Annotated in this window: 14 protein-coding genes; 12 read left to right on the forward strand and 2 right to left on the reverse strand. The window is 71.4% G+C overall.

Annotation, left to right across the window (positions count from 1 at the left end):
* Positions 1 to 3 precede the first annotated feature (3 nt).
* Together recO and DEI88_RS06580 are read left to right on the forward strand one after the other, a co-directional pair.
* Positions 4 to 792, forward strand: coding sequence for a DNA repair protein RecO (gene recO / locus DEI88_RS06575; protein WP_111071725.1), 789 nt, complete (start codon positions 4 to 6; stop codon positions 790 to 792).
* Positions 789 to 1,592: an isoprenyl transferase gene (locus DEI88_RS06580; protein WP_111012598.1), complete on the forward strand. Its 804-nt coding sequence runs from the start codon at positions 789 to 791 to the stop codon at positions 1,590 to 1,592. Before recO ends, DEI88_RS06580 begins: the two co-directional genes overlap by 4 nt.
* Before the next feature lie 72 nt (positions 1,593 to 1,664).
* Here the strand turns inward: DEI88_RS06580 and DEI88_RS06585 are convergent, their stop codons facing one another.
* A complete protein-coding gene (locus tag DEI88_RS06585; RefSeq protein WP_146244842.1) occupies positions 1,665 to 2,495 on the reverse strand; it encodes a hypothetical protein in 831 nt (276 codons plus the stop codon).
* 214 nt (positions 2,496 to 2,709) lie between these two features.
* Between DEI88_RS06585 and DEI88_RS06590 the strand changes: the two genes are divergently transcribed.
* From DEI88_RS06590 to DEI88_RS06600, 3 genes are all read left to right on the forward strand, one after another.
* Positions 2,710 to 4,095 carry a glycine--tRNA ligase gene (locus tag DEI88_RS06590; RefSeq protein WP_111008682.1) on the forward strand — a complete coding sequence of 462 codons (1,386 nt, stop codon included), beginning with the start codon at positions 2,710 to 2,712 and terminating at the stop codon, positions 4,093 to 4,095.
* 66 nt (positions 4,096 to 4,161) lie between these two features.
* On the forward strand, positions 4,162 to 4,905 hold the full coding sequence (locus DEI88_RS06595) for a DsbA family oxidoreductase (protein WP_111071726.1): 744 nt from the start codon (positions 4,162 to 4,164) through the stop codon (positions 4,903 to 4,905).
* A complete protein-coding gene (locus tag DEI88_RS06600; RefSeq protein ID WP_181441193.1) occupies positions 4,902 to 5,075 on the forward strand; it encodes a hypothetical protein in 174 nt (57 codons plus the stop codon). Before DEI88_RS06595 ends, DEI88_RS06600 begins: the two co-directional genes overlap by 4 nt.
* A 143-nt stretch (positions 5,076 to 5,218) precedes the next feature.
* On the opposite strand, the gene DEI88_RS06605 is transcribed toward DEI88_RS06600, so the two are convergent.
* Complete coding sequence (locus DEI88_RS06605) at positions 5,219 to 5,710, reverse strand: aminoacyl-tRNA deacylase (protein WP_111071727.1); 492 nt, start codon at positions 5,708 to 5,710, stop codon at positions 5,219 to 5,221.
* Between the two features lie 68 nt (positions 5,711 to 5,778).
* Here DEI88_RS06605 and dusB point away from each other — a divergent pair, with 68 nt between their 5' ends.
* From dusB to DEI88_RS06640, 7 genes are all read left to right on the forward strand, one after another.
* A complete protein-coding gene (gene dusB / locus DEI88_RS06610) occupies positions 5,779 to 6,933 on the forward strand; it encodes a tRNA dihydrouridine synthase DusB (RefSeq protein ID WP_111026100.1) in 1,155 nt (384 codons plus the stop codon).
* On the forward strand, positions 6,933 to 8,231 hold the full coding sequence (locus DEI88_RS06615; protein WP_111071728.1) for a deoxyguanosinetriphosphate triphosphohydrolase: 1,299 nt from the start codon (positions 6,933 to 6,935) through the stop codon (positions 8,229 to 8,231). Before dusB ends, DEI88_RS06615 begins: the two co-directional genes overlap by 1 nt.
* 83 nt (positions 8,232 to 8,314) lie before the next feature.
* Positions 8,315 to 10,327: a DNA primase gene (gene dnaG / locus DEI88_RS06620; RefSeq protein ID WP_111071729.1), complete on the forward strand. Its 2,013-nt coding sequence runs from the start codon at positions 8,315 to 8,317 to the stop codon at positions 10,325 to 10,327.
* Between the two features lie 217 nt (positions 10,328 to 10,544).
* Positions 10,545 to 12,158 carry an ABC transporter substrate-binding protein gene (locus DEI88_RS06625; protein WP_111036746.1) on the forward strand — a complete coding sequence of 538 codons (1,614 nt, stop codon included), beginning with the start codon at positions 10,545 to 10,547 and terminating at the stop codon, positions 12,156 to 12,158.
* A 156-nt stretch (positions 12,159 to 12,314) separates the two neighbouring features.
* Positions 12,315 to 13,409, forward strand: coding sequence for an ABC transporter permease (locus DEI88_RS06630; protein ID WP_375334748.1), 1,095 nt, complete (start codon positions 12,315 to 12,317; stop codon positions 13,407 to 13,409).
* 1 nt (position 13,410) lies between these two features.
* The gene (locus DEI88_RS06635) at positions 13,411 to 14,412 is read left to right on the forward strand and encodes an ABC transporter permease (RefSeq protein WP_111008689.1); all 1,002 of its coding nucleotides are present in this window, start codon (positions 13,411 to 13,413) and stop codon (positions 14,410 to 14,412) included.
* Positions 14,409 to 16,121, forward strand: coding sequence for a dipeptide ABC transporter ATP-binding protein (locus DEI88_RS06640; protein WP_111012589.1), 1,713 nt, complete (start codon positions 14,409 to 14,411; stop codon positions 16,119 to 16,121). Before DEI88_RS06635 ends, DEI88_RS06640 begins: the two co-directional genes overlap by 4 nt.
* Positions 16,122 to 16,131: the final 10 nt, after the last annotated feature.

Raw genomic sequence — 16,131 nt, forward strand, 5'->3', positions numbered from 1 at the left:
CCGGTGCCCCTGTACCGTGACGAGTGCGTCGTCCTCCGCACCCACAAGCTGGGTGAGGCGGACCGCATCGTCACGATGCTGAGCCGGCAGCACGGCAAGGTCCGCGCCGTGGCGAAGGGCGTCCGGCGCACCGCGAGCAAGTTCGGTGCGCGCCTCGAGCCGTTCATGGTCGTCGACGCGCAGTTCTACGAGGGCCGGTCGCTCGACATCGTGACGCAGGCCGAGTCGATCGGGTCGTACGGGGCGCAGATCGTCGCCGACTACGGCAGCTACACGGCCGCGAGCGCCATGGTCGAGACCGCCGACCGGCTGAGCGACGCCGATGCGGGCCTGCAGCAGTACCTGCTCCTCGTCGGGGCGCTCCGGTCGCTGTCCCGGCAGGAGCACGCGTCGAGCCTGACCCTCGACTCCTACCTGCTCCGCGCGATGAGCATCGCGGGGTGGGCCCCGAGCTTCCGGGACTGCGCCGTCACCGGCGATCCCGGCCCGCACTCGGCGTTCGTCGTGCAGCTCGGCGGGGTCGTCGCGGACCGCGCGGCGCCGCCGGGCTCCCCACGACTCGATCCGGTGACGCTCGGCCTGCTCGGTGCGCTGCTCGCCGGGGACTGGGCGACGGCCGACGCGGCGGACGAGCGGACGCGCTCCCGGGCCTCCGGCGTGGTCGCGGCGTACGCGCAGTGGCACCTGGAACGATCGTTGCGCTCCCTCCCGCACGTCGACCGGAGCGAGCACCCCGTTCCGGTGACCCCCGGACCGACCGCAGGACGAGCAGAAGGAACCCCGAGCGCATGAGCCCCCGCCGATCCGTGCCAGCGGAACCGTTCCGACCGCTGGACTGGACCGGCGAACAGCCGCCGTCCCTCCCGGCCGGTGCGGTCCCGGAGCACGTCGCCGTCGTCATGGACGGCAACGGGCGATGGGCGAACGAGCGCGGCCTGACCCGCATCGAGGGACACCGCGCGGGCGAGGCGTCGTTGCTCGACGTCGTCGCCGGTGCGGTCCAGATCGGCGTGAAGCACCTGTCGGCGTACGCGTTCTCGACCGAGAACTGGAAGCGGTCGCCGGACGAGGTCCGGTTCCTCATGGGCTTCAACCGCGAGGTCCTGCACCGCCGCCGCGACCAGTTGAACGAGTGGGGTGTCCGGGTGCGCTGGGCCGGGCGCAAGCCGCGCCTGTGGCGGAGCGTCATCGACGAGCTGCAGTACGCGGAGCGGATGACCGCGCACAACGACCGGCTGACGCTGACGATGTGCGTCAACTACGGCGGCCGCACCGAGATCGCCGACGCGGTCCGGAGCATCGCGGACGACGTCGCGGCGGGTCGGATGCGGCCGGCACAGGTCACGGAGAAGGCGATCGCCCGGCGGCTCTACACGCCGGAGATGCCCGATGTCGACCTGTTCGTCCGGAGCTCGGGGGAGCAGCGGACGAGCAACTTCCTGCTCTGGCAGTCGGCGTACGCCGAGATGGTGTTCCTCGACCGCCTGTGGCCCGACTTCCGCAGGCAGGACCTCTGGGACGCGATCCAGCTGTACGCCTCGCGGGACCGACGGTTCGGCGGGGCGGTGGACGCGCCGACGCCGCGCGCCTGAAGCGCGACCGACCCGGTCGACCAGCCCCGCACCGCGGCGCGGGACCGGTCGACCTGCCGGATCGTGGCTGCGTCAGACGACGGTCGAGTGGTACCCGGATGCGACGAGCTGCTCACCCCGGAGGGTGAGGACGGCGCTCGAGTGCTCGCTGCCGTCCGCATCGTCCTTGCCCGGAGCCGGGCCGGTCCAGGTCACGTCGATCGCGGCGCCCGACACGGCGATGCTGTGCAGCGACACGATGTTGTGCGAGAGCTGCTCGGGGGCGTAGACGGACACGAACCGGAGCGTCGAGCCGCCCGTCCACCGCCACACGCCGACCACCTCGGGCCAGGGCACTCCACCGGCGTCGCAGTACAGGCCCGCGACGACGTCGTGACTCCCGGCGCCCTCGAGTGCGCCGACGCTCGTCAGCGCTGCCTCGGGGCGGCCCGTGCCGACGAGGTAGGAGAGCGCTACGGTCCCGGCGTGGCCCGCCTGGGCGGGCAGCGTGCCGTGCACGAGGGTCCCGGCGGTGTGCCGGCACAGTGCGGGGACGGGTGCGTCCTGGAGCATCGCGACGAGCGCGGCACTGCTCGGTGTACTCGGAGCGGCGGCAGCGGCGGCAGCGGCCGCCGCGGCGGACGTCGAGGCCGAGGCGGCGGACGCCGAGGCCGCTGCAGCGGCCTCGGCGGCGGACGGCGCCGGCGTCGCGTGCGGGTTGGACGTGGTCGCGGGCGCCGACGGGGTCGACGTCGCGCTCGCGGTCGTTCTCGTCGTGGAGCGGTGTGCGACTGCGGTCCCCTCGGGCCGGGTCGCGGCCGCGCTGCAGCCGGTGATCGTGAGCGCGGCGGTGACGCCGATCGCGATCGTGGTCCCCCAAGCGAGCGCACGGCTGCTGCCGCCACGCACGCGGTGTGTTGTCATCGGATCTCGTCCTGTCGTTCGTGGTGTTTGCTGACTGATCGTCAACTGGACATGACGGTACGCATTCCCCGACGACCTGGCGTACCGGTCCGGTCACGGTCCGCTCGGTGTCGGCTGTGGGCGCTGAGTGCCCGCACAGGCGGAGTGCCGCCGGTAGCATTGCCCGGTACGTCACCGCACCGGGCGTCCAGCTCGGCGACCTCTGGAGCACCCTTTGGCACAGCCCTCCCGTCTCGACAACGTCATCGCCCTCGCGAAACGTCGTGGCTTCGTCTTCCAGTCCGGCGAGATCTACGGCGGATCACGGTCGGCGTGGGACTACGGGCCCCTCGGCGTCGAGCTCAAGGAGAACATCAAGCGCCAGTGGTGGCAGCGGTTCGTCCGTGGCCGTGGGGACATGGTGGGCCTCGACTCCGCGGTGATCCTGCCCCGCAAGGTGTGGGAGGCCTCGGGTCACGTCGCGACCTTCACGGACCCGCTCGTCGAGTGCCTGCACTGCCACCACCGGTTCCGGCAGGACCACCTGGTGGACGCGTTCGTCGCGAAGAAGGACCGGCAGCCCGAGGGCGGCATGGCCGAGATCGCCTGCCCGAACTGCGGCACGCGCGGCCAGTGGACCGAGCCGCAGAACTTCTCGGGGATGCTCAAGACCTACCTCGGGCCGGTCGACAACGAGGAGGGCCTGAACTTCCTCCGTCCGGAGACCGCGCAGGGCATCTTCGTCGACTTCGCGCAGGTCGTCACCACGAGCCGGATGAAGCCCCCGTTCGGCATCGGCCAGGTCGGCAAGGCGTTCCGCAACGAGATCACGCCCGGCAACTTCATCTTCCGCACGCGTGAGTTCGAGCAGATGGAGATCGAGTACTTCGTGCCCCCGGCCGAGGCCGCCGAGTGGTACGAGCGCTGGATCACGGACGCCGTCGCCTGGTACACCGACCTGGGCATCGACCCGGAGCACCTGCGCCGCTTCGACGTGCCGGACGGCGAGCGGGCGCACTACTCCGACGCCACCGCGGACATCGAGTACCGCTTCGGCTTCGTGTCGGGGGAGTGGGGCGAGCTCATGGGCGTCGCGAACCGCACCGACTTCGACCTGACGAACCACATCGACGCGTCGGGCCAGGACCTCCGGTACTTCGACCAGGCGTCCGGCGAGCGGTACACGCCGTACGTCATCGAACCGTCGTTCGGACTCACCCGCGCCCTCATGGCGTTCCTGCTCGACGCCTACCACGAGGACGAGGCCCCGAACGCCAAGGGCGGCGTCGACAAGCGCACGGTCCTGCGCCTGGACCCCCGTCTCGCCCCGGTCAAGGCCGCCGTGCTGCCGCTGTCGCGCAACGAGCAGCTGTCGCCCGTCGCGCGCGGCCTCGCCGACGACCTCCGACAGTTGTGGAACGTCGACTTCGACGACGCCGGTGCGATCGGCCGTCGGTACCGCCGGCACGACGAGATCGGCACCCCGTTCTGCATCACCGTCGACTTCGACACGCTCGAGGACCGCGCCGTCACCGTCCGCGAGCGCGACACGATGGGGCAGGAGCGCGTGGCGCTCGACCAGCTCCAGGGGTACCTCGGGTCACGCCTCGTCGGCGCGTAGTCGATCGGCCGCCCCGGCCCTCCCGACCGCGGGAATGCGGCCGGGAGGGCCGGGGTTGCGCCCGTCATGAGCGAAACCGTGAAGGTCGATGTCTGGTCCGACATCGCCTGCCCCTGGTGTTACATCGGCAAGCGCAGGTTCGAGGCGGGGGCGGCGGCCTTCACGGCCGGGTCCGCGGAGGCCACCGGGATCGAGATCGAGTACCACTCCTTCGAGCTCAGCCCGGACACCCCGGTCGACTTCGAGGGCAGCGAGGCGGAGTTCCTGGCGCGCCACAAGGGGCTGCCGGTCGCGCAGGCGCAGCAGATGATCGACACGGTGACGGGGATCGCGGCCGGGGTCGGCCTCGAGTACCACTACGACACGCTCCACCACACGAACACGGTGAAGGCGCACCAGGTGATCCACCTCGCCAAGACCAAGGGCCTGCAGCTGCCCATGGTCGAGCGCATGTTCGCCGCCTACTTCGTGGAGGGTCGCCACGTCGGGCACGACGACGACCTGGCGGACCTCGGTGCCGAGGTCGGTCTCGACCGTGATGAGGTCCTCGCCGTCCTCCGGGACGACGCGCAGCTCGACGCCGTGCGTGCCGACCAGGCGCAGGCGCAGGCGTTCGGCATCACGGGCGTCCCGTTCTTCGTCATCGACGGCAAGTACGGGGTGTCGGGTGCCCAGGACGCCGCGACGTTCACGCAGGTGCTCGAGCAGGTGGTCGCGATGCGGACCGCGGACGACGTCGCCGCGACGACGGCGCGGGCAGCTGACGACGCGGACGCCGACGCGGCGGTCGTCGCCGAGGGCGCACGATGAGCGCGCTGCCGGGTCTCGACGGACGGGAGGCGGTGCAGCGACCGGTCCCGCTCCTCCCGACTGGTGGTGGGCTGGTGGCGCTCGACCTGGCCGGAGGCGCGCCGGTCTGCGATGGCGACGTCTGCTTCGTGCCGGGTGCCGAGGGCGCCTGGACCGAGGTCCCTGACTAGACCGCCGATGCGCCATCACGGGCGCGAGATCGCAGTCGTTGCCGTTCTGGGCGCGGCGACAGTGGCAACGACTGCGATCTCGCGGAACGGGGCCGGGCCGGCCCGGGCCCGCCCGGGGCGGGCGGGGCCGGGGCCGGGGCGGGTCAGGAGCGCTGCGGTTCCTCGTCGGTGATGTCCGCGAGGACGGCGCCGTAGGCGGCGACGAGCGCGTCCGCGTCGACGAAGGCGCTCGCGCCGTGGCGACCGCTGCCCATCGCGATGCGGCGGCCGGCGATCCGCTCGTCGGCGTACACGGGCCACGGCGTCGTGCTGCCGATCGGCGTGATCGTGCCGCGTTCGTAGCCGGTGGCCTCGAGCGCGGTACCCGCGTCGGGCATCGACAGCTTGTTGACACCGACGACCGCGCGGAGCTTCTTCCAGGCGATGCTGCGGCCGCCCGGCACGAGCGCGAACAGGTACCCGCCGTCGTGCCGCTTGACCACGAGCGACTTGACGATGTCACCGGGCTGGATGCCGAGCGCGGCCGCGGCCTCCCCGAGCGAGGCGGACGGGCCCCGCTCCACGATCTCGACCTCGAGCGCACGAGCGGCGGCGTCGGCGGCGAAGCGGTCGGGGCCGTCCATGGCGGTCGTCATGCCCGAGACGCTAACAGGGGGATCCGGCGCGGCGCTCCGACACCGAGCATCTGGGACAATGGAGGACGATGACGATCACGAGTGCACCCGCAGCGCCCCTGCGCATCGGCCCCATCGAGGTCGCGGCGCCGGTCGTGCTCGCCCCCATGGCGGGGATCACCAACATGGCGTACCGCCGCCTCTGCCGCGAGTACGGCGCCGGACTGTACGTGTGCGAGATGATCACGTCGCGGGCACTCGTCGAGCGGACGCCGGTGTCGATGCAGCTCATCCAGCACCACGAGTCCGAGACCCCGCGGTCGATCCAGCTGTACGGCGTCGAGCCGAACACGGTGGCCGAGGCGGCGACCATGCTCGTCGCGGAGGACCGCGCCGACCACATCGACCTGAACTTCGGGTGCCCCGTGCCGAAGGTCACCCGCAAGGGCGGCGGGGCGGCACTGCCCTGGAAACTCGACCTGTTCCGTGAGCTCGTGACCAAGACGGTCCGCGCCGCCGGCGACGTGCCGGTCACGGTCAAGATGCGCAAGGGGATCGACGCGGACCACCTGACGTACCTCGACGCCGCGCGGATCGCGCGGGACGCCGGTGTCGCGGCGATCTCGCTCCACGCCCGGACGGCGAACGAGCACTACTCGGGCCAGGCGGACTGGTCGGCGATCGCGACCCTGAAGGAGACGATCACCGACCTGCCGGTACTCGGGAACGGTGACATCTGGTCGGCGGCCGACGCGCTGCGCATGGTCGACGAGACCGGGTGCGACGGCGTCGTCGTCGGTCGCGGCTGCCTCGGTCGCCCCTGGCTGTTCGGTGACCTGGCGGCGGCCTTCCGCGGCGAGGACGTCCGGGCGATGCCCTCGCTCGGCGAGGTCGCGGTCGCGTTCCGGCGGCACGCGGAACTCCTCGTCGAGTTCCTCGAGTCCGAGGAGCACGGTTGCCGCGACATCCGGAAGCACGTCGCCTGGTACTTCAAGGGCTACCCGATCGGCGGCGAGGTCCGGTCCGCACTCGCGATGGCGTCGAGTCTGCAGGAGATCGACGACCTCCTCGGCCGACTCGACTGGTCCGCTCCCTACCCGGGTGCCGACGTCGAGGGCCCACGGGGTCGCGCGGGACACCCGAAGAAGACCGCGCTGCCGGACCGGTGGCTCGAGAGCCGCGACGTCGACGCGGAGTTCCGGCAGGTCCTCGCCGCGGCCGAGCTGCACCACTCGGGCGGCTGATGGACTCCCTGACGGGGCACGGCGGGTTGGCGAGCTACGGCCCCGCCGACGCCGAGCGGTGGCTGCCCGAGGAACACTCGAGCCGACGGAGCGACTTCGCCCGTGACCGCGCCCGCCTGCTGCACTCGAGCGCGCTCCGGCGGCTCGCGGCCAAGACGCAGGTGCTCAGCCCGACCACCGGCCTCGACTTCGCCCGCAACCGCCTGACGCACTCGCTCGAGGTCGCCCAGGTCGGACGGGAGCTCGCGGACAGCCTCGGGCTCGACCCGGACGTCGTGGACACCGCGTGCCTGGCCCACGACATCGGACACCCGCCGTTCGGCCACAACGGCGAGACCGCGATCAACGCCTGGGCGGCGGACATCGGCGGGTTCGAGGGCAACGCGCAGACGCTCCGGCTCCTCACGCGCATCGAGCCGAAGCTCTACGGCGAGGACGGTCGACCCTACGGACTGAACCTGACGCGGGCGAGCCTCGACGCGAGCTGCAAGTACCCGTGGCCAGCGGCGCAGGGCGTGCTCGAACCGTCGTCGGGCCGGCGGAAGTTCGGGTTCTACGACGACGACGTCGACGCGTTCACGTGGCTCCGCTCGGGCGCACCACGGCGGCAGCGGTGCATCGAGGCCCAGGTCATGGACCTGTCCGACGACATCGCGTACTCGGTGCACGACTTCGAGGACGCCGTCGTGGCCGGGTTCATCGACGTGGCCGCCCTCGGGGACCGCGTCGGCGAGAACGACATCGTGTCCGCCATGCACGCCTGGGTCGGCGACACCCTGAGCCGGGAGGAACTCCTCGAGGCGTTCGACCGGCTGCGGTCGCTGTCGCTGTGGATGACCTCGTACGACGGCTCACGCGTCGCGCAGGCCCGGCTCAAGAACCTGACGAGCCAGTTCATCGGGCGGTTCGCCCGCACCGCGACCCAGGCGACGCGGGCCTCCTACGCCTCGGGCAGCCTGGTCCGGTTCGCGGCGAGCGTCGTCGTCCCGCCCGAGATCATCGGCGAGATCGCGGTGCTCAAGGGCATCGTCGCGGCCTTCGTCATGACGCAGGGCGACCGGCAGCCCGTGTACGAACGCCAGCGGGCGGTGCTCACCGAACTCCTCGACGCGCTCGTCGCGGCGGAGGACCGCGAGCTCGAGCCCGGGTTCGCCGCGGACTGGCGGGCGGCCACCGACGACGCCGGCCGGCGTCGAGCCGTCGTGGACCAGGTCGCGAGCCTGACCGACCAAGGCGCGCTCGCATGGCACAAGCGCCTCGTCGCGGGCGTGCGCGAGACCGTGCACATCGCGGTCTGAACCCGGTCCCGCGGCGCGGGGCTTGTCCACCTCCCGACGCCGGGTCCGCAGTCGGGGTCGGCGCCGCCGCGTAGGATCGTCGCGTGGCGGGACTCATCACGCGGGACGACATCGACGAGGTGCGTCAGCGTGTGAACATCGCCGACGTCGTGGGGGACTACGTGACGCTGAAGTCCGCCGGCGTCGGTTCCCTCAAGGGGCTCTGCCCGTTCCACGACGAGCGGAGCCCCTCGTTCCACGTGCGGCCCCAGGTCGGTCGGTACCACTGCTTCGGGTGCGGCGAGGACGGCGACGTCTACAGCTTCCTCATGAAGATGGACCACACGACGTTCCAGGAGGCCGTCGAGCGGATGGCCGCCAAGATCGGCTTCACGCTCCACTACGAGGACGGCGACGGCCCCCGCACCGACCACAACACGCGTGCCCGCCTGCTCGCCGCGAACGAGGCCGCGGCCACCTGGTTCATCGAGCAGCTCACGACCCCGGGTGCCGAACCCGCCCGGCGGTTCCTCGGCGAACGCGGGTTCGACCCCTCCGCGGCGGCGCGGTTCGGCATCGGGTTCGCCCCGAAGTCGTACGACGCCCTCCGGGACCACCTGCGCGGACGGGGGTTCAGCCTCGAGGAGATCGTCACCGCTGGCCTCGTCAGCCAGGGCGATCGGTCCCCGTACGACCGCTTCCGCGGACGGCTCATCTGGCCCATCCGCGACGTCACGGGAGCCACCATCGGCTTCGGCGCGCGGCGGCTGCTCGACGACGACAAGGGGCCGAAGTACCTCAACACCCCCGAGACGCCCGTGTACCACAAGAGCCAGGTGCTCTACGGGCTCGACCTCGCCCGCCGGGACATCTCGAAGAGCAAGCAGGTCGTCATCGTCGAGGGCTACACCGACGTCATGGCGTGCCACCTCGCGGGTGTGACGACGGCCGTCGCGACCTGTGGCACGGCGTTCGGCGTCGACCACATCAAGGTCCTCCGCCCCATGCTCGGCGACGTGTCCGGGCGCGACCCGTCGGCCACGGGCGAGGTCGTGTTCACCTTCGACCCGGACGAGGCCGGTCAGCGCGCGGCCTCCCGGGCCTTCGCGGAGGAGCAACGGTTCGCCGCGCAGACGTTCGTCGCGGTCGCCCCGGGCGGACTCGACCCGTGCGACCTCCGCCTCGCTCGGGGTGACGACGCGATCCGCCGGCTCGTCGCCGGGCGACGCCCGATGTTCGAGTTCATGATCCGGCGGACGCTGGACGGCCACGACCTCGAGACGGTCGAGGGGCGCGTGGCCGCGTTGCGGGCCGCGGCTCCCGTGCTCGCCGGCATCCGGGACCGCGCGATGACGCAGGGCTACGTCCGCGAACTCGCCGGCTGGCTCGGCATGGACATCGGTGAGGTCCGCAGCGCCGTCGAGACCGCGCGGCGCCGGCAGGGCACCTCCGGTGACGCTGCGGGGCCCGGACGATCCGCCGCGGCGGGGTCCCGGTACGCCGATGACACCGGGGCAGTCCGCGGTGCCGACCGCCGCACGGGAGCAGCGTTCGGCGCGGCCGGGGCCCGTGCGCTCGCGGCGGGTGGCACGGGCGGCACCGGTGCCCCGATCCCGGACGACGCCCCGACCGCGACGCTCCGCGCGCTCCCGAACGACCCGATCACGCGCATGGAACGCGACGCCGTCATGGCGATGGTCCAGCAGCCCGAACGGGTCGGTGCCACGCTCGTCGGGCTCACGGCGGGTGCGGTGTTCACGGCCCCGGTGCTCGCGGTCGTGCGCGACGCCGTCGTGGCGAATGGGGACGCGCTCGGTGGACCGGGGTGGCTCGACCGAGTGCTCGGCGACGTGCCCGGGCCGTTCGCCCCGTTCGTCCAGGAACTCGCCGTCGCGCCGCTGCCCGCCCGTACGGATGAGGACCTGGCGTTGTACTGCCGCAGCATCGTCGTGGCACTCGTCGAACGGGACCTGCTCGCCCGGAAGGCGTCCCTGCTCGGACAGCTCCAGCGCACCGACCCGCACGAGCAAGCCGACCGCCGCGCCGAGCTCCAGCGGCAGCTCGTCGCGATCGATGCCCAGCGGATGCGGCTCAAAGCGGACGCCGAGTCGGCTTGACGCCGCGCGCCGAATCGCGCCGCCGCGCGCCGACTCGCGCCGATGCGCGCCGGAGCACGCTTCCGTCCGGCCGGACGGTATTACGACGGTGTAAACAAACGTCCCCCGATTCGTCCTCCAGGTGGCGGGGGTGCCAATCTTGAGTGTCCTCGCGCGCCCAGCAGATCCACACGCGCGACCGAGGACTCCTGCATCCATGACAGAGAGGCATACGGACATGGCTTCCGTGACCAAGCTGGGCAAGCGCGCCGCCGTGCTCGCCGGAGGGGCCCTGGCGACGACGCTCGTGCTCACCGGCTGTGCGGGCGGCGGCTCGTCCTCGAACCTGAACGGCCTGATCGTCGGCACGAGCGACAGCATCGTCTCGCTGGACCCGGCCGGGTCGTACGACACCGGGTCCTTCGTGGTCCAGAACCAGGTGTTCCCGTTCCTCATGAACACGCCGTCGGGCAGCCCAGACGTCAAGCCGGACATCGCGACCAAGGGCACCTTCACGAACCCGACGACCTACACGGTCACCCTCAAGAAGGGCCTCGAGTTCGCGAACGGGCACAAGCTCACCTCGAGCGACGTCAAGTTCTCGTTCGACCGCGAGGTCAAGATCAACAACGCGAACGGCCCGCAGTCGCTGCTCGCCAACATGAAGAGCATCTCGACCCCGAACGCGACGACGGTCGTGTTCCACCTGAACCACGCCGACCAGACCTGGCCGCAGGTGCTGTCGAGCCCGGCCGGCCCCATCGTCGACGAGCAGGTGTTCTCGGCGACCAAGCTGACGCCGGCGTCGAAGATCGTCTCCGGCGACGCCTTCGCGGGACAGTACAAGATCACGTCGTACAAGCAGAACGACCTCATCCAGTACGCCCGCAACGACAAGTACGACGGCGTGCTCGGCAAGGCGAAGACCGACCAGGTCACGGCGCAGTACTTCACCAAGGAGACCGACCTCAAGCTCGCGGTGCAGAAGGGCGACGTCGACGTGGCGTACCGCTCCTTCACGCCGACCGACGTCACGAACCTGGCGAAGAAGAAGAACCTCAAGGTCACCTACGGCCCGGGCGGCGAGCTCCGCTACGTCGTGTTCAACTTCAACACGCAGCCGTTCGGCGCGACGACGAGCGAGAAGGACCCGGCCAAGGCCCTCGCGGTCCGCAAGGCCGTCGCCGACGTCGTGGACCGCAACGCCCTGGCCAAGCAGGTCTACGACAACACCTACACGCCGGCGTACTCGATGGTGCCGGACGGCCTGACCGGTGCGACCACGCCGTTCAAGACGCTCTACGGCGACGGCAACGGCGGCCCGGACGTCCAGAAGGCGAAGAAGACCCTCGCCGACGCGGGTGTGACCGGCAAGGTGACGCTCAACATCCAGTACGCGCCGGACCACTACGGCGAGGCGAGCGACGACGAGTACGCGCTCCTCAAGACCCAGCTCGAGAACTCGGGCCTGTTCGACGTCAACATCCAGTCGACGCTGTACACGACCTACTCGGCCGAGCGCGTGAAGGACGCCTACCCGGAGTACCAGCTCGGCTGGTTCCCGGACTTCTCGGACGCGGACAACTACCTGTCGCCGTTCTTCACGAAGGACAACTTCGTGCAGAACCACTACGACGACCCGACGATCCAGAAGCTGATCGCGCAGGAGCAGGCGGAGTCCGACAAGACGAAGCGTGCGGACATCATCGGTCAGGCGCAGCAGCGCGAGGCCGAGCAGATCTCCACCCTGCCCCTCCTCCAGGGCAAGCAGGTCGCCGTCGCGAGCAAGGACGTCAAGGGCCTCGTGCTCGACCCCTCGTTCAAGTTCCGGTACGGGACGCTCACCAAGTAATCTCGGCACCACGTGCAGGGGGCGCTCCGACCGGGGCGCCCCCTCTCGTTGCCCGACCGGGAGGACCGGGGCGACCCCGGTACGGTCCGCACGCCGACGAGGCGGGCGCGAACCGTCCCTCCCGACCGGCACCGGACAGAAAGGCACACAGCACTCGTGACCGTGACCAACGCGGACCCCGTGGCGGCGGAGCCGACGAAGGCGACCGCCGCTCGTCGCTCGGCCGGCGGGGGAGGGCTCGGACGGTACGTCCTCGTCCGGTTCCTCCTCATCTTCCCGACCGTCTTCATCCTCGTGACGCTCGTGTTCTTCCTCATGCGCGTCATCGGGAACCCGATCGTCGCCTCGGTGGGAGGGCGCCTGACGCCCGAGCAGCTGCAGGCGCGGTTGCACGCCGCGGGCTACGACCGTCCGGTGATCGTGCAGTACCTGCAGTACCTCGGACAGATCGTCCGCGGCGACTTCGGCACGACGGTCACGGACCACCGGCCGATCAGCCAGATCATCCTCGAGTACGGCGGCGCCACGGTCGAGCTCGTGTTCTACGCGCTCATCATCGCGCTCGTGCTCGGCATCCCGCTCGGCATGCTCGCCGCGTACATGCGCGACAAGTGGCCGGACGTCCTCCTGCGCGCCCTGGCGATCCTGACGTACGCGACCCCCGTGTTCTTCGGCGGTCTGCTGCTCAAGCTCGTGTTCTCGATCTGGCTCGGGTGGCTGCCGCTCGGCGACCGCGCCTCGACCCGGGTCGAACTCGCGCTGAACAACGTGCCCGGTGCCACGGGCATTTACCTGATCGACGCGCTCCGGACCGGCAACGGCGTCATCATCGGCGACGTCCTGCAGCACGCGGTGCTGCCGGCGTTCACGCTCGGGCTGCTGACGGCGGGCATCTTCCTGCGCCTCGTCCGCGCGAACATGATCGGCTCCCTCGGGTCCGACTACGTCGACGCCGCCCGGTCGCGCGGTGTCCGCGAGTCCCGGCTCGTGCGCACGCACGCCTTCCGGCCGGCCCTCGTGCCGATCATCACCGTCATGGGGCTGCAGATCGCCATGCTCCTCGGCGGGTCCGTGCTCACCGAGACGACCTTCGGGTGGCGGGGACTCGGGTTCGAGCTCCAGCAGTACCTGTCCGCGCGCGACTTCGTCGCCGTGCAGGGGATCGTCGCGGTCCTCGCCGTCATCGTCGCCGTCACGAACTTCGTCGTCGACGTGGTCGCGGCGCTCATCGACCCGAGAGTGAGGTACTGAGATGTCCGACGTGGCCCTCCTCGACCGCCGCGAGGCCTGGTGGAAGCGCCTGCCGATCGTCGAACAGCTCCGGCGGAGCGTCGGCTGGCAGCGGGCGATGCTCGTCACCGGAGTCGTCATCTGCGCGCTGTTCCTGCTCGTCGCCCTCTTCGCGCCGCTCATCGCGCCGTACGGGTTCGCGCAGTTGCAGGACGGCGCGGGCCATCCGTTCCCACGCACCGGCGCCCCGAGCAGCACGCACGTCTGGGGCACGACCGTCGGTGGGTTCGACGTGTTCAGCCGGGTGGTGTTCGGCGCCCGCACCGCGGTCCTCGTGGTCGTCGTCGCGGTCGTGATCTCCATCGTCGTCGGCGTCCTGCTCGGCATGGTCTCCGGGTACATCGGCGGCTGGCTCGACCGGGTGCTCGTGGTCGTCGCCGACGCCGTGTACGCGTTCCCGTCCCTCCTGCTCGCGATCGTCGTGTCGATCGTGATCTCCGGCGGTCAGTCGAGCTACGCGGGCGGCATCGTCTCGGCAGGCATCTCGATCACGGTCGTGTACGTGCCGCAGTACTTCCGCGTCATCCGTGCCGAGGCCGTCCGGCTCAAGGGCGAGGCGTTCGTGGAGTCGGCCCGCGTCGTGGGCACGAACCCGTGGCGCATCATGACGCGCCACGTGCTCCGCAACGCGACGCGCAGCCTGCCGCTCATCCTGACGCTCAACGCGTCGGACGCGATCCTGACGCTCGCGAGCCTCGGGTTCCTCGGCTTCGGCATCGGCCCGACCGCGGGCTCGGAGTGGGGGTACGACCTCAACCGCGCCCTGTCCGACACCGCGAGCGGGATCTGGTGGACGGGTGTCTACCCGGGCATCGCGATCGTGCTGCTCGTGCTCGGGGTCACCTTCATCGGCGAGAGCCTCAACGACATCTCCGACCCCCGCCTCCGTGCGCGCCGCCGCGCGAAGCAGCGGGTCACCGAGCGGCCGGTCCCGGCCGCGGCCACGGAAGGAGCGGGCGCATGACGGACGCGACGAACGAGGCGGGCGCCGCGCCGCGCCTCCAGAACGGTCGGAGCACCGGGGAGGCGGTGGCGACCGTCGACGACCTGTCGGTCACCTTCGCCACGGACAACGGTGCGGTCGCCGCGGTCGACCACGTGTCGATCGACGTGCGGCCGGGTGAGGTCCTGGCCCTGGTCGGCGAGTCCGGGTCCGGCAAGTCGGTGACGGCCCGGAGCATGCTGCGGCTGCTCCCGGAGACCGCCACCGTGTCGGGTGCGGTCGTACTCGGCGGCGACGACGTCGTGCGCGTCTCGTCGCAGCGGCTCCGGGAACTCCGCGGCACCGCGGGCGCGATGGTGTTCCAGGAGCCGTCGACCGCGCTGAACCCCGTGTTCACGGTCGGATGGCAGATCGCCGAGGGCATCCGTGCCCACGGTGGGGTCTCGAAGCACGAGGCCCGGAAGCGCGCCATCGAGTACCTGCGCCGCGTCGGGATCCCCGACCCCGAGCAGCGGGTCGACCACTACCCGCACCAGTTCTCCGGCGGTCAGAAGCAGCGCGTCGTCATCGCCATGGCCCTCGTCCTCGAGCCGAGCGTGATCATCGCGGACGAGCCGACGACGGCCCTCGACGTCACCGTGCAGGCGGAGATCCTCGACCTGCTCCGGCGCTGCCGCGACGAGTTCGGTGCCGCCATCGTCCTCATCACCCACAACATGGGCGTGGTCGCCGACCTCGCGGACCGGGTGGCCGTGATGTACCAGGGCGAGGTCGTCGAGGAGGCCGACGTACGGACGCTGTTCGCCGCGCCGACCGCCGACTACACGAAGCGCCTGCTCGCGGCCGTGCCGCGGCTGTCGGCCGCGACGACGAGCGACCGGCGGGCGCTGGTCGACGAGTCCGTCGCGCCGGTCGTGCGGGCTCGCGGTCTCGAGATCGAGTACCCGGGGCGGCTCGGATCGCCCGCGTTCCGCGCCGTCAAGGGCGTCGACCTGGCGATCCGCCCGGGCGAGGTCCTGGGACTCGTGGGCGAGTCGGGGTCCGGCAAGACGACCATCGGCCGGGCGATCGCGGGCCTCACGCGCGTGACCGGCGGGTCCCTCGAGGTGCTCGGCACCGAGATGCTCGGCTACCGCGAGCGCGACTTCAAGCCCCGTCGCAAGGAGATCGGGTTCGTGTTCCAGGACCCCGCGACGAGCTTCAACCCGCTGCTGACGATCGCGGAGGCCGTGGCCGAGCCGCTCGTCGTGCACGGTGAGGCCCGGTCCCCGCGCGCCGCCCGCGCACGGGTCGACGAACTGCTCGAGGCCGTCCAGCTGCCCCGGGCGTACGGCGAGCGGTTCCCGCACGAGCTCTCGGGCGGTCAGCGGCAGCGCGCGTCGCTCGCGCGGTCGCTCGCGCTGCGGCCGAAGCTGCTCATCGCCGACGAACCGACGAGTGCGCTCGACGTGTCCGTGCAGGCCCGCGTGCTCGAACTGTTCCTCGAGCTCCAGCAGGACCTCGGGTTCGCGTCGTTGTTCATCAGCCACGACCTCGCCGTCGTCGGCGCGCTGTCCGACCGGATCGCCGTGCTGTACCGCGGCGACCTCGTCGAGGAGGGCACCGCGGCCGAGGTCCTCGGCGCGCCCCGGCATCCGTACACCCAGCGCCTCCTCGCGTCCCTGCCGGTGCCGGACCCGGCGGAGCAGGCGGAGCGACGGCGTACCCTGGAGCAGCTGGCGGCGCAGTGATCGACGGCTC

Origin of the sequence: Curtobacterium sp. MCBD17_003 (assembly GCF_003234885.2) — a bacterium.
GTDB lineage: Bacteria > Actinomycetota > Actinomycetes > Actinomycetales > Microbacteriaceae > Curtobacterium.